At 56.1% G+C, this 12,922-nt stretch carries 14 protein-coding genes; 12 read left to right on the forward strand and 2 right to left on the reverse strand.

What is annotated here, in order from left to right:
- The first annotated feature begins 26 nt into the window (after positions 1-26).
- The 10 genes from ccmA (at position 27) to G364_RS0102585 (ending at position 7,920) form a co-directional block, all read left to right on the forward strand.
- Entirely contained in the window at positions 27-659 is a 633-nt protein-coding gene (ccmA, locus tag G364_RS0102540) for a cytochrome c biogenesis heme-transporting ATPase CcmA (RefSeq protein WP_019933581.1), read from the forward strand.
- A complete protein-coding gene (gene ccmB, locus G364_RS0102545; protein ID WP_019933582.1) occupies positions 656-1,324 on the forward strand; it encodes a heme exporter protein CcmB in 669 nt (222 codons plus the stop codon). Before ccmA ends, ccmB begins: the two co-directional genes overlap by 4 nt.
- 108 nt (positions 1,325-1,432) lie before the next feature.
- Complete coding sequence (locus G364_RS0102550) at positions 1,433-2,179, forward strand: heme ABC transporter permease (protein WP_026344629.1); 747 nt, start codon at positions 1,433-1,435, stop codon at positions 2,177-2,179.
- A complete protein-coding gene (ccmD, locus tag G364_RS0102555; protein WP_019933584.1) occupies positions 2,169-2,375 on the forward strand; it encodes a heme exporter protein CcmD in 207 nt (68 codons plus the stop codon). Before G364_RS0102550 ends, ccmD begins: the two co-directional genes overlap by 11 nt.
- A complete protein-coding gene (ccmE, locus tag G364_RS0102560; protein ID WP_026344630.1) occupies positions 2,372-2,866 on the forward strand; it encodes a cytochrome c maturation protein CcmE in 495 nt (164 codons plus the stop codon). The genes ccmD and ccmE overlap by 4 nt, the downstream gene beginning before the upstream one ends.
- Positions 2,863-4,818: a heme lyase CcmF/NrfE family subunit gene (locus tag G364_RS0102565; RefSeq protein ID WP_019933586.1), complete on the forward strand. Its 1,956-nt coding sequence runs from the start codon at positions 2,863-2,865 to the stop codon at positions 4,816-4,818. Before ccmE ends, G364_RS0102565 begins: the two co-directional genes overlap by 4 nt.
- Positions 4,818-5,351: a DsbE family thiol:disulfide interchange protein gene (locus G364_RS0102570; RefSeq protein WP_019933587.1), complete on the forward strand. Its 534-nt coding sequence runs from the start codon at positions 4,818-4,820 to the stop codon at positions 5,349-5,351. The genes G364_RS0102565 and G364_RS0102570 overlap by 1 nt, the downstream gene beginning before the upstream one ends.
- Positions 5,351-5,821 carry a cytochrome c-type biogenesis protein gene (locus tag G364_RS0102575; protein ID WP_395535553.1) on the forward strand — a complete coding sequence of 157 codons (471 nt, stop codon included), beginning with the start codon at positions 5,351-5,353 and terminating at the stop codon, positions 5,819-5,821. The genes G364_RS0102570 and G364_RS0102575 overlap by 1 nt, the downstream gene beginning before the upstream one ends.
- A 1-nt stretch (position 5,822) precedes the next feature.
- Positions 5,823-7,037 (forward strand): c-type cytochrome biogenesis protein CcmI, encoded by a 1,215-nt coding sequence (ccmI, locus tag G364_RS0102580; RefSeq protein ID WP_019933589.1) that lies wholly within the window; start codon positions 5,823-5,825, stop codon positions 7,035-7,037.
- 91 nt (positions 7,038-7,128) lie between these two features.
- Entirely contained in the window at positions 7,129-7,920 is a 792-nt protein-coding gene (locus G364_RS0102585; protein WP_026344632.1) for an MlaA family lipoprotein, read from the forward strand.
- A 102-nt stretch (positions 7,921-8,022) separates the two neighbouring features.
- Here G364_RS0102585 and G364_RS0102590 read toward each other — a convergent pair whose 3' ends face one another.
- Positions 8,023-8,307 carry a hypothetical protein gene (locus G364_RS0102590; RefSeq protein ID WP_019933591.1) on the reverse strand — a complete coding sequence of 95 codons (285 nt, stop codon included), beginning with the start codon at positions 8,305-8,307 and terminating at the stop codon, positions 8,023-8,025.
- A gap of 190 nt (positions 8,308-8,497) precedes the next feature.
- Here G364_RS0102590 and G364_RS0102595 point away from each other — a divergent pair, with 190 nt between their 5' ends.
- Positions 8,498-9,568, forward strand: a complete 1,071-nt coding sequence (locus G364_RS0102595; RefSeq protein WP_019933592.1) for a 3-deoxy-7-phosphoheptulonate synthase — start codon at positions 8,498-8,500, stop codon at positions 9,566-9,568.
- A gap of 78 nt (positions 9,569-9,646) precedes the next feature.
- Positions 9,647-10,777 carry a bifunctional chorismate mutase/prephenate dehydrogenase gene (tyrA, locus tag G364_RS0102600; RefSeq protein WP_026344633.1) on the forward strand — a complete coding sequence of 377 codons (1,131 nt, stop codon included), beginning with the start codon at positions 9,647-9,649 and terminating at the stop codon, positions 10,775-10,777.
- Between the two features lie 256 nt (positions 10,778-11,033).
- On the opposite strand, the gene G364_RS0102605 is transcribed toward tyrA, so the two are convergent.
- Positions 11,034-12,749 (reverse strand): proline--tRNA ligase, encoded by a 1,716-nt coding sequence (locus G364_RS0102605; protein ID WP_019933594.1) that lies wholly within the window; start codon positions 12,747-12,749, stop codon positions 11,034-11,036.
- Positions 12,750-12,922 lie beyond the last annotated feature (173 nt).

The raw sequence follows: 12,922 nt of genomic DNA on the forward strand, positions 1-12,922 counted from the left end.
TCTTATTAACCACAGAATATTAACTTATGCTTGAAGCCCACGCTCTGACCTGTGTTCGGGAAGAACGAACTCTGTTCAGTGATCTTTCCCTTGCGGTGGCACCTGGTGAGCTGGTGCAGATTGCCGGCCCCAACGGTGCCGGTAAAACCAGTCTGTTGCGGCTGCTGGCAGGCTTATCCCGGCCTTATGAGGGAGCCGTCAGCTGGCAGGGAGAAAACATAGAGCAATGTCGCGACAGCTTTCATCAGAATCTCTTCTATCTGGGCCATCAGGCCGGTATCAAACACGAGCTGTCCGCCTACGAAAACCTGGCTTTTTTTCGCCGCATGCACCACAAGGGCAGCACCGCTAACCTGTGGGAGGTGCTGGCACAGGTGGGGCTGGCGGGGCTGGAAGAGCAATATGCCGGCCAGCTGTCTGCCGGACAAAAGCGGCGGGTGGCACTGGCCCGGCTGTGGCTGGGCGGGCCCCGGCTCTGGATCCTTGACGAGCCCTTTACCGCTATCGACAAACACGGGGTAAAAGTGCTGGAAAGGCTGTTTCTGGAGCACACCGATGCCGGCGGCATGGTGCTGATCACTACCCATCAGGATCTTAACCTTTGCGCCGGCCGCGCTCGTATTCTTCATCTTTCGCCATCCCGCGAGGACGCTCAATGATGCATTCCTTTACCGGCGTGGTGCGCCGGGAGCTGGTCAGTGCGCTGCGCCGGCGCGCTGATATTCTTAATCCGCTGTGGTTTTTTGTGATTGTTATCACGCTTTTCCCTTTAGGCGTGGGGCCTGAGCCTGCGCTGCTGGCGCGTATTGCGCCGGGCATAGTGTGGGTGGCGGCGTTGCTGTCATCCCTGCTGGCGCTGGAGCGGCTGTTTCGGGATGACTATATCGACGGCACCCTGGAACAAATGATGCTGATGCCCTGTCCTTTAGGAGTAGTGGTGCTGGCCAAGGTGCTGGCGCACTGGTTGCTGACCGGGTTACCGCTGTTGCTGCTGTCGCCGCTGATAGCCGTGCTGCTGAGCATGGATATGAACGGCTTTTTCGGCATGTTCTGGACTCTGCTGCTGGGCACGCCCATTCTCAGCCTGCTGGGTGCTATTGGCGTGGCATTAACCGTGGGCATTGGCAAGGGTGGCGTACTGCTGAGTCTGCTGACCCTTCCTTTGTATATTCCGGTGCTGATTTTTGCCACATCGGCAATAGAAACGGCCGGTCTGGGACTGCCTTACAGTGGCCAGCTGGCCATTCTGGGTGCCATGCTGGCTGGCAGCGTTACTCTGGCACCGTTTGCCATTGCGGCAGCGCTGCGGGTCAGTGTTAATTAGTTTCAATTCAGTCGGGTTTGGCGGTGAAGGGTTTCTAAACAGAGGGAATTTGGGGTATCTTAAGCGCGCCAAAATAACGCATTAGTACAAAAAAGGTCTGTGAGCAAGATGTGGAAATGGTTACACCCCTATGCCAAGTCGGAAACGGCTTATCGTATTGCCGGACTATGGTTGCCCTGGTTCGCCGTATTCAGCGTGGTTTCCTTTGCCATTGGTCTGGTCTGGGGCCTGGCGTTTGCGCCCGCCGATTATCAGCAGGGTGATGCTTTTCGCATCATCTATATTCATGTTCCGGCCGCCATCATGTCGATGGGTGCCTACTCCTCCATGGCCATTGCCGCCTTTATTGGTCTGGTATGGCAAATCAAGGTCGCCAATATGGCGGTATCGGCCATTGCGCCGGTAGGGGCTGTGTTCACCTTTATTGCGCTGTTTACCGGTGCCGCCTGGGGCAAGCCCATGTGGGGCACCTGGTGGGTATGGGATGCCCGCCTGACCTCCGAGCTGATTCTGCTGTTTCTTTATCTGGGTGTCATTGCGCTCTATAACGCCATTTCCGACAAGGTACTGGCCGGTCGTGCCGCCGGCATTCTGGCCCTGGTAGGAGTCATCAACCTGCCCATCATTCACTACTCGGTGGAATGGTGGAACACCCTGCATCAGGGGGCCACCATCACCAAGTTTGCCAAGCCCTCCATTTCCAATGACATGCTCTGGCCGCTGCTTATCATGATTTTTGCCTTTATCTGCTTTTTGGGGGCGGTGACGCTGATGCGCCTGCGCAACGAGCTGATACGGCGTGAATCTCATCGTCCCTGGGTGCTGAACATGGCGGAGAAACACAATGAAATTTGATAGCTGGTCTGCCTTTCTGGCCATGGGCGGTTATGGCTTTTATGTCTGGCTTTCTTTTGCCGTCACTTTGCTGGCCCTGCTGGGGCTGGTAGTGGCCACCATTAACACGAAAAAACGCCTGCTGCGCGAAGTCAGCCAAAAACAGGCCCGGGCCGCCCGCCGTGAGGCTGCCCGCAAGTTGGAGAATACGCTATGAACCCTAGACGTAAAAAACGAATGACACTGCTGCTGGCGGTCGTTGCCGGGTTATCGGTTATGGTAGGTCTGGTACTCTATGCTCTGCAGCAAAATATTGATCTTTTCTATACCCCCACCGAGCTGGTGCAGGGCAAGGGTAAAGATCAGATCAAACCGGAAGTAGGCCAGCGTTTGCGTATTGGTGGTCTGGTGGTGCCGGGTACGGTGAAGCGGGATCAGCAAAGCCTGAACGTCAGCTTTGATCTGGTGGATGCCGGTGGCGAGCAGGTAACGGTACGCTTTGACGGCATTCTGCCGGATCTGTTCCGGGAAGGGCAGGGCATAGTGGCGCAGGGCAATCTGGCAGATGCCCGCACCATAGATGCCTTTGAAGTACTGGCCAAGCACGACGAAGAATACATGCCACCGGAGGTGGCGGAAGCGCTCAAGGGAATGGAGCACTTTAAACCCGAATACACGGAGGCACAGCTGAAGGGCAGTAACCTATGATCCCCGAGCTTGGACAATTCACCCTGGTGCTGGCCCTGGCCAGTGCCCTGGTGCTGAGTATTTATCCCCTGCTGGGGGCATCCCGCGGCAATACTGCCATGATGCTGCTGGCCCGGCCGCTGGCCTATGCCCAGTTTGGCTTTCTGTTTATTTCCTTTCTGTGCCTGACCTGGGCCTTTGTGGAGCACGACTTTACCGTGCTCTATGTGGCCTCCAACTCCAACAGTCTGCTGCCGCTGGCTTACCGCATTTCCGCGGTATGGGGTGCCCATGAAGGCTCACTGCTGCTGTGGGTGCTGATCCTGGCAGGCTGGACTGCTGCGGTAGCCCGTTTCAGCCGGGCGCTGCCACTGGATGCGGTGGCCCGGGTACTGAGCGTGATGGGCATGATCGCCATCGGCTTTCTGCTGTTTGTGCTGTTCACCTCCAACCCTTTTGAGCGCACCCTGCCGTTCTTTCCGGTAGATGGCCGCGATTTGAATCCGCTGCTGCAGGATCCCGGGCTGATTTTCCATCCGCCCATGCTTTATATGGGCTATGTGGGTTTCTCGGTGGCTTTTGCCTTTGCCATTGCCTCTTTAATGACCGGCAAACTGGATGCAGCCTGGGCCCGCTGGTCCCGGCCCTGGACCATGGCCGCCTGGATTTTCCTGACGCTTGGCATTGCGCTCGGCTCCTGGTGGGCCTATTACGAGCTGGGCTGGGGCGGCTGGTGGTTCTGGGACCCGGTAGAAAACGCCTCCTTTATGCCCTGGCTGGCCGGTACGGCGCTGATTCATTCCCTTGCCGTGACTGAAAAGCGCGCCAGCTTCAAGGCCTGGACGGTGCTGCTGGCGATCATGGCGTTTTCCCTGAGTCTGCTCGGCACCTTCCTGGTGCGCTCCGGTGTTCTGGTGTCGGTGCATGCCTTTGCCTCCGATCCCACCCGGGGTCTGTTTATTTTGATCTTCCTGCTGCTGGTGGTGGGATCCTCCCTGCTGCTGTATGCCATCAAGGGCGCAGAAGTGCGCAGCCATGGCAAGCACGAGCTGGCCAGCCGGGAAAGCCTGCTGCTGGGCAATAACATTATTCTGATGGCCGGCCTGGTGGTGGTGCTTATCGGTACTCTGCTGCCGCTGGTACATAAAGAGCTGGGTATGGGCAGCATCTCCATTGGTGCTCCCTTCTTTGACAGCCTCTATGCCTGGTTGATCATTCCCTTTGCGCTGCTGCTGGGGGCGGGGCCCTTGTTTCGCTGGCGTCGCCAGCAAATGAAGGAAGTGAACGGCAAGCTGCTGCTGGCGCTGGTGCTCAGTATTGTCACCGGGGTGGCGCTGCCGCTGCTGTTTTCCGCCAGCTTTGAACCCTGGGCTGCCGTGGGGATTGGCCTGGGTGCCTTTATTACCATTACCAGCCTGCAGGAAACCTGGGTGCGGGCCACGCACCGGCATTCGTTCTTTACCGGTGTGCGCAAGCTGGGCAACAGCCACTGGGCCATGATCCTGGGTCACATTGGTCTGGCGGTGACCATTGTTGGCATCAGCTGCACCCAGCTTTACAGCATAGAGCGGGATGTACGCATGGTGCCCGGTGATACCGTCACCTTTGCCGATTACACCTTTACCTTTGACGGTATTCGTGATGCTGACGGCCCTAACTACGAAGGCTTCAAAGGGGTGATCAGTGTGTCCAAAAACGGCAAACCGCTGACCGAGCTGAAAGCCGAAAAACGCATGTATGTGGTGCAACGCATGTCCATGACCGAAGCGGCCATTGATGCCGGCATTACCCGCGATCTGTACGCGGCGCTGGGTGAAGAGCTGGATGACGGTGCCTGGGCGGTGCGGCTTTACTACAAGCCCTTTATACGCTGGATCTGGTTTGGAGCACTGTTGATGTCCATTGGCGGTGTGATTGCCATTATCGACAAGCGCTACCGTTTTGGCCGTAAACAACAAGCCGCGGAGGCCTGATGAACCGTCGTATTCTTATTCTGTCCATTCCGCTGCTGATATTTCTGGGTGCCAGTGTATTTCTGTACAAGGGGTTGTTTTCCGACCCCACCAAACTGGAATCGGTGCTGATTGATCAGCCTATTCCTGAGTTTACTCTGCAGGACTTGCATAACCCCGACAAACAGCATGACAAGTCCATTTTTACCGGCCAGCCCATGCTGCTCAATGTGTGGGCCACCTGGTGTCCTACCTGTTATGCCGAGCACGAATATCTCAACCAGCTCAAGGCCAGTGAGGGCGTGCATATTATTGGCATGAACTATAAGGATGAGCGTGAAAAGGCGCTGCGCTGGCTCAGTAATCTGGGTAACCCCTATGCCATCGATCTGTATGATCCCCGCGGCATGCTGGGTCTGGATCTGGGCGTATACGGCGCGCCTGAAACCTTCCTTATCGACAGCAACGGCGTTATTCGCTACCGCCATGTGGGGGATGTGAACGATCAGGTATGGAAGCAGACCCTCAAGCCTATCTTTGAGCAAATGGAGTAATGTCCATGTTGATGCGAATACTTATGCTGGCGGCCATGCTCTGGCTGCCGGCAGCTCATGCCGCCATCGATGTATACAACTTTGACGACCCGAAAAAAGAAGAGACCTTTCGTGAGTTGTTAAAAGAGCTGCGTTGTCCTAAATGTCAGAATCAGGACATAGCTGACTCCAACGCCGAGCTGGCCAAGGATCTGCGGGAAAAAACCTATCAGATGCTGCAGGAAGGCAGCAGCAAAGAAGAAGTAGTGGACTACATGGTAGCCCGCTACGGTAACTTTATTCTCTATAAGCCTCCTTTTATGGCGTCCACCCTTATTCTCTGGGCCGGCCCTGTGCTGGTGCTGTTAATTGGCCTGGTGGTGGTGCTGGTGCGTACTCGTAAAAAGCCGGCGCTGGCTGCTGACGAAACCCTGAGCGAAGAAGAAAAACAGCGCCTCAAGCGCCTGCTGAACAAGAACAAAGAGAGCTGACATGACCTTATTCTGGATCCTTTGTGCCGGCCTGACTCTGCTGTTGGCACTGATCATTATTTTTCCTCTTACCCGTGGGCGGGCTGAGTCCAGCCACAGTCGTAACGAGCTCAATACTCAGCTTTACCGCCAGCGGATAAAAGAGCTGGAGCAAGACAGTGAACTGGGCCTGCTGGAAGATGACGAGGCCCTGCAGCAGGAGCTGCAGAAAAGTCTGCTGGATGATGTGGTCACCAATGAAACCAAGGCCCGGGACGGCCGCAGCCCGCTCACCATTATCTCGGCGCTGGTGCTGATGATAGCGGTCAGTGTCGGGGTTTACTGGCAGGTGGGAGCACATGAGGAAGTGGCCGAGTGGCAGCGGGTATCCGGCAATCTGCAGGAGCTGTCGCGCAAGGTACTGATAGAGCCGGATGAAAGCGTGACCGAGCAGGACGTGCGCGAGCTTATTCTGGCGCTGCGTACCCGCCTGCATCAGGATGGCGACGACTACCGTGGCTGGCTGTTGCTGGGCCGGTTATCGCTGGAAATGCGTGATGGTGAAACTGCCCGGGAGGCACTGGAAAAAGCCATTAAACTTACCGATGAGCCTGAAGCCGTATACGTGCCCTATGCCGAGGCACTGGCCATGACCGGAGAAAACCTGCGTGCCGAGCAAATGATACGCAATGTTCTGGTCAGCCAGCCCGGTAACCTGGAAGCCTGGTCAGTGTTTGCCTTTATGGCGGTACAGCAGAATGATTTTGAACAGGCCAGAGCCCGCTGGCAGCAAATGCTCGAGATTATGTCTCCCGAGCATCCGCGTTATGCCATGATCCAGCGGTCCATTGCGTTTGCCGAGCAGCAAATGAGCAGCAATCAGCAGGCGCCGGTTACCGGCCCCCGCTATCAGATAGAAATTAATACCGGCACCAGTGTGCCTTATCACCCCGGCGCTGTTTTGTTTGTGTTTGCCGTGGATGCCAATGGTGGCGAAATGCCGCTGGTGGCCCGACGGATAGAGCAGCCGGCGTTTCCGCTCAGCGTCACCCTGTCCAATGCCGATGCCATGGTACCTGACAATAACATGAGCAGCCGCGATGAGATTATTATTAAGGCGCGTATTGCTCCCAGCGGTAACGTTACCGATGTCACCAACGCCTGGGAAGGGCGCAGTGGTGTGCTCAGCACCAGTGAAGACAAGCAGCTGAGCGTGATTATCGACACGCCGTTATAATATGGCTTTCAGCCGGTGGTGATGACTGGCCGTGTTGGTCAGTCATGAGTAGACTTACTCTTTTATAACAACAAAAATGAGCGACCTAACCATGTGGTACAGAGCACTTATTCTCATGGCCGGCACTGTGCTTACCGGCTGTGCGGCGCACCAGGGGGTGCAGCAGGAGCGGGTGAATGATCCTTTCTCACCGGCTGTGCCGGCAGACTATGCCAAATCTACCGCGGATGATCCTCGTGATCCCTTTGAGCCGGTAAACCGGGCCAGCTGGGTCATTAACTATGATGTAGCCGAGCCCTATATTGTACGTCCTGCTGCCCACGCTTATGCCGACTATGTACCCCGTTCGGTGCGTACGGGCATTCAGAATGTAGTGCTGAACCTCGAAGAGCCTGCCAGCTTCGTCAACCATCTGGTTACCGGCGACTTATCCGGTGCCGGCACTAACCTGGTGCGTTTTGGCGTTAACAGTACTGTGGGCGTGCTGGGTTACTTTGATGTGGCCCAGAAGCTCTCATTTGAACCCAAAGCCAAAGATTTCAGTCAGGTTCTGGGACAAATGGGAGTTGGTAATGGCCCTTATATGATGATCCCGCTCTATGGTCCGGCCACTCTGCGTCAGCTGACCGGCGATGTGGTGGATACGCTGTACTTTCCTTATGACGTTATGTCTCTTGCCATGCGCACCGGCAAATGGGCGCTGGACGGGCTTTATCAGCGCAGTGAGCTGATAGAGCGCGAGGCCATTATTGATAACTCGCTTGATCCCTACGGTCTGACCAAGGATTTCTATCTGCAGTTTCAGGATGCCAAAGTCGGCAAACAGCGTGAAATGCCTGACGACGAAAACCTTGACGCCTTTATGGATGAGATTGACGGGTAAAATAAAGCTGGAAGTCGCGTTGGTGGATGAGGCCGGGGTTTATACCCGGCAAACGGGGCTGCTTCGTCGCATCATGCACGGGTTGCCCCAATAAATTGGGGCCTACCACTTTATCGCGTTGATAATCCGTCTGTACCAGGGCGGGGAAAACTGGCGGCTGTGCTCGGCGGCAAACAGGGCTTTTTGCAGCGTCATGGGGCTGGGGCGGTAACCGTAATGCTGCTCCCAGCTTGCTGCCACTTCATCCAGAATAAGCCGGCACTGATGGTCATAAACCGTATCATAATCATAAGACTCGGGGCTTTGCCGGTAGTCTACACCATAGTGATCCAGAATGCGCCGCAGGGCCAGTACCAGCTCCTGCTGCTCGCGATTGCTTAATTGCATACAGGCTCCTCATTTTTTTCAATTATAAACAAAATAAACCGCATTTGATGCTCTCCCGGGCTTTGCAACCCCGGCCAGCCTTGATAAGGTTGAAGCCGGTTGCGTAGAAAAGAAGTTTCTATATGTCAAACGAGACTAACCTTTTCTTTCTCTTTGGTTGTATAAAAAAGTTTACAGTGAGGATGTCATCATGCAGAAAGACACATTAAACAATATCCATATTCAATCCGAGCAGGTGATGATCACTCCGGCCGAGCTGAAAGCCAAGCTGCCCATTTCTCAAAAAGCGCTCGATTACATCGGCCAGGCCCGGCAAACCATTTCTGATATTGTGCACCGCAAGGATCACCGCTTGCTGGTTATTTGTGGTCCTTGCTCCATTCACGATGTAGACGCAGCCAAAGAGTACGCAACCCGCCTCAAAAAACTGCATGATGAATATCGCGACAGCCTTTATATTGTAATGCGCGTCTATTTTGAAAAGCCGCGCACCACAGTAGGCTGGAAAGGCTTTATTAACGATCCTCACCTTGATGGCACCTTTGATATTGAGCTGGGCCTGCACAAAGCCCGGGAGCTGCTGTGCTGGCTGGCGGAGCTGGAGCTGCCTCTGGCGACAGAAGCACTGGACCCGATCAGTCCGCAATATCTTGCAGAGCTGTTCTCCTGGTCTGCCATTGGTGCCCGCACCACCGAATCCCAGACTCACAGAGAAATGGCCTCGGGCCTGTCCATGCCGGTGGGCTTTAAAAACGGCACTGACGGTAACCTGGGCACTGCCATCAACGCCATGAAGGCGGCTGCCGAATCCCACGCTTTTATGGGCATTAATCAGGAAGGTCAGGTAGCGCTGCTGGTGACTCAGGGCAACCCCGACGGCCATGTTATCCTGCGTGGCGGCAAGCAGCCCAACTACGACTCGGTCAATATTGCCCTGGCCGAAAAAGCCATGATCAGTGCCGGCCTGACGCCGCGGCTGGTAGTGGACTGCAGTCACGGCAACTCCAACAAGGATTACAGCCTGCAGCCGCTGGTGACCGACAATGTGGTGCGCCAGATCCAGGAAGGCAATGAGTCTATTCTCGGTATTATGCTGGAATCACACCTGTTTGAGGGCAACCAGCCCAGCGAGCAGCCGGTGAGTGAGATGCAGTACGGTGTGTCCATTACCGATGCCTGCATCGGCTGGGACACCACCGCCGAATTGCTGGCACGTTGCCATCAGCAGCTGTCTGCCTCACTCAAGGCACGCGTTGCCTGACATTGTCAGCTCACGCAATAAACAGGCATAATGCAACGCCGGACTCAGGTCCGGCGTGTTAATTCCGGGATGGATAAAATGGTAGATGAACTCAAGGTCCTGCGGGATCAAATCGACGAAGTGGATCAGCAGCTGGTCAAGCTGTTTGCGCAGCGGCTTAAGCTGGTAGCGGGGGTAGGGGAAGTAAAAAGCCGGCATGGCCTGCCTATTTATGTGCCCGACCGTGAAGCCGCCATGCTCGCCAGCCGCCGGGCCGAAGCCGAAGCACAGGGTGTGCCGCCCGACCTGATAGAAGACGTGCTGCGCCGCTTTATGCGCGAATCTTATGCCAGTGAAAAAGACACCGGCTTCAAATGTGTGAATCCGGATTTGGGCAAGGCGGTGGTGATTGGCGGTGGCGGCCAGCTGGGTGGTCTGTTTGCCCACCTGCTGAGCCTGTCTGGTTACCACACCGAGATCCTTGAAAAGGACGACTGGCACAAGGCCGATACGCTGCTGGCCGATGCGGGTCTGGTAATGATTGCCGTGCCCATCGATCAAACCGTGGCGGTAATAGAGCGCCTGCCCAAGCTGCCCGAGCACTGCCTGCTGGTAGATCTGACCAGCGTCAAGAGCGAGCCGGTGGCCGCCATGCTGAACGCGCATTCAGGTCCTGTGCTGGGGCTGCACCCCATGTTCGGACCGGATATTCCCAGCCTGGCCAAGCAGGTGATTATTCACTGCCATGGCCGCGGCGAAGCAGACTATGAATGGCTGCTGGCGCAAATGCGTATCTGGGGGGCCCGCCTGCAGGAGGTGCCGGCGGCCGAGCACGACGAGGCCATGAGCCTGGTACAGGCGCTGCGTCACTTTACCAGCTTTGCCTATGGTGCTCATTTGTGTGCTGAAGGAGCAGATTTGTCTCGTCTGCTGCGGTTAAGCTCGCCCATCTACCGGCTGGAGCTGGCCATGGTAGGCCGTTTGTTTGCGCAGGATCCGGCGCTGTATGCCGACATTATTCTGTCGTCACCCCGCAATCTTGCGATGATACGACGTTATCACGGGCGCTTTGGCGAGTTACTGGAAGAGCTGGAGAATGGACAGCGCGACGCCTTTGTAAAGCAGTTCAGCGCTGTCAGTGATTATTTCGGCGACTATGCCGACACTTTCCTTAAAGAAAGCCGCATGTTGCTGGCCCAAGCCAACGACAGCCGCCATCATTCGGACTAATCCCCTTCGGGGGCTGTAAGCCGTAAGCTGTCAGCTGTAAGTAGAGCAGCGGGGTCACTCCGGTACTGAATCAAGTTCAGCATGACGGATCCGGAGTCCATTGCATAAAGCACGGCTGTTCGAATAAAGACTCCATCGCCTGCAGAATGGATTCCGGCTCAAAGGCCGGAATGATTTTTAAACCGGTGCTATCTGTAAGCACCGGTTGTTTTTCTTATAGCTTAAAGCTGATCGCTTACAGCTCTCCCGAAGGGAGTTAGCCAATCAACGCCTGGATTTTGGCAATCACATCATCGATGGCCACTTCCTGCTTGTCGCCGCCACGGCGGTGTTTGTATTCCACCACGCCGTTGTCCAGGCCGCGCTCACCAATAATAATACTGTGGGGCACACCCAGCAGCTCCATATCGGCAAACATCACACCCGGGCGCTCCTTGCGATCATCAAACAGCACTTCAATGCCGGCGGCGGCCAGCTCGGCGTAGAGTTTGTCGGCCACTTCCTGCACCCGATGAGACTTGTGCATGTTCATGGGAATAATGGCTACCTGGAACGGGGCCAGCGCCTCGGGCCAGATAATGCCGCGGTCGTCATGGTTCTGCTCAATGGCCGCGGCCACAATGCGGGACACACCAATGCCGTAGCAGCCCATTTCCAGCACGGTGGCCTTGCCGCCTTCGTTCAGTACGGTGGCGTTCATCTTCTCGGAGTAGTTATTACCCAGCTGGAAGATATGACCCACTTCAATGCCGCGTTTAATCTGCAGCACACCCTTGCCACAGGGGCTGGGGTCGCCTTCACGCACATTGCGCAGGTCGGCCACCTCGGGCAGGGGCAGGTCACGGCCCCAGTTAATGCCGAAATAGTGCTTGTCGTCGATATTGGCACCGGCACTAAAGTCGCTCATTACCGCCACGGCTCTGTCCACAATCACCGGCAGCGGCATGTTCAGCGGACCCAGCGAGCCCGGGCCGGCACCTACGGCGGCGCGCACTTCTTCTTCGGTGGCAAAGGTCAGGGGGCTGGCCACTTGCGGCAGCTTCTCGGCTTTTACTTCATTCAGCTCGTGGTCACCGCGTACCAGCAGCGCTACCAGCGGTGCATCTACCTCATCGGCGGCTTTTACCAGCAGGGTTTTCACGGTCTGCTCAATGTTCAGGCCGAATTTTTCTACCAGATCCGCAATGGTCTTGGTATCGGGCGTGTCGGTCAGCACCATCTCCTGGGTAGGAGCATCGGCGGCTGCTTTCGGGGCCAGTGCTTCGGCCATTTCAATGTTGGCGGCGTAATCGGACTCGGTGGAGAAAGCGATATCGTCTTCACCGCTTTGAGCCAGCACATGAAACTCGTGCGAAGCGCTGCCGCCAATGGCACCGGTGTCGGCCAGCACAGCGCGGAAGTCCAGACCCATGCGTTCAAAAATACGGCTGTAGGCGGCATACATGTCGTCGTAGGTCTGCTGCAGGCTGTCCTGAGTGGTGTGGAAAGAATAAGCATCTTTCATTACAAATTCGCGGGAGCGCATCACGCCAAAACGCGGGCGTACCTCGTCACGGAATTTGGTCTGGATCTGATACAGATTCAGAGGCAGCTGCTTGTAAGAGGCGACCTCGTTGCGCACCATGGCGGTGATCACTTCTTCATGGGTGGGGCCCAGCACAAAGGGACGATCGTGGCGGTCTTTAATGCGCAGCAGCTCGGGGCCGAACTTGTCCCAGCGGCCGGTTTCCTGCCACAAATCGGCGGGCTGCACTACCGGCATCAGCATTTCAATGGCACCGGCGCGGTTCATTTCTTCCCGCACTATGGCCGCCACCTTGTTCAGCACCCGCAAACCGCTGGGCAGCCAGGTATACAGGCCCGAGGCCAGCTTGCGGATCATGCCCGCCCGCAGCATCAGCTGGTGGCTGATCACTTCGGCATCGCTCGGAGTTTCTTTAAGAGTGGAAAGCAGGTATTGACTGGTACGCATGAACGGGAACCTTGTAAGCTTAAAATCCGTGAAAGCCTGAATTGTAGCAGGGGGGCGGAGCGGGAAGAAGTGCCTTGCTCTGGCTAAATGTTGTTCAGCTGAGCCCCCGCCTGGCCATTCTGTGTCGCTGCTGTGCTACCCTAGAGTGGTTCAAGCAAGCCAATCCCTTAAAA

The organism is Oceanimonas smirnovii ATCC BAA-899 (assembly GCF_000381965.1).
GTDB lineage: Bacteria > Pseudomonadota > Gammaproteobacteria > Enterobacterales > Aeromonadaceae > Oceanimonas > Oceanimonas smirnovii.